Source organism: Oleiphilus sp. HI0125 (genome assembly GCF_001635355.1).
Window position 1 is genome coordinate 1 of the sequence record NZ_LWGF01000831.1, and the last position, 842, is coordinate 842.

The following is an 842-nucleotide window of genomic DNA, read 5'->3' on the forward strand; positions in this document are numbered from 1 at the left end:
GTGAAGTTGACGGCGGTTTGATGACTGTTGGTCTTAATCTTCCTGCAGTAGTGACTACTGACTTGCGTTTGAACGAGCCACGTTACGCATCTCTTCCTAACATCATGAAGGCTAAGAAGAAGCCTCTCGATACTAAATCTCCAGCAGATTACGGTGTTGAGTTGAGCGCTAGCCTAACTACATTGAAAGTAGAAGAGCCAGCTAAACGTTCTGCGGGTATTAAAGTTGCAGACGTTGCAGAGCTTGTAGACAAACTTAAAAACGAAGCGAAGGTGATCTAAATGAGCATTTTAGTTATTGCAGATCATGATAATGGTAGCTTGAAGCCAGTTACTCTTAACGTTCTTGCTGCAGCAACAGCAATCGGTGGTGACATCGACGTATTGGTTGCGGGCGAAGGTTGTGGTGCAGCAGCAGAAGCTGCGGCAAAAGCGGCTGGCGTTGCTAAAGTATTGGTAGCTGATAACGCAGCTTACGGCCATCAGTTGGCTGAAAACCTTTCTCTATTGGTTGCTGACCTTGGTAAAGGTTACTCGCACGTTCTTACTTCTGCGGGCACAACTGGTAAGGACTTCCTTCCACGTGTTGCTGCACTTCTAGACGTTGCGCAAATCTCTGACATCATCAAAGTTGAGTCAGCTGATACGTTCGTTCGTCCAATCTATGCGGGTAACGCGATTGCGACAGTTCAATCTAGCGATGCGATCAAAGTAATCACTGTTCGTGGTACTGCGTTCGATCCAGTTGCTGCTGAAGGTGGTTCAGCTGCTGTTGAAGCGATTGACAACGTACAAGACGCTGGCATTTCTATTTTTGTAGGTCAAGAAATGGCTGAGTCTGAT

The 842-nt window shown here is 46.6% G+C and carries 2 pseudogenes; both read left to right on the forward strand.

Features of this window, described 5'->3' with window-relative positions:
- Positions 1-281, forward strand: a pseudogene (locus A3762_RS13480) (electron transfer flavoprotein subunit beta/FixA family protein); the annotation flags it as partial.
- Positions 282-842 (forward strand): annotated as a pseudogene (locus A3762_RS13485) (electron transfer flavoprotein subunit alpha/FixB family protein); the annotation flags it as partial.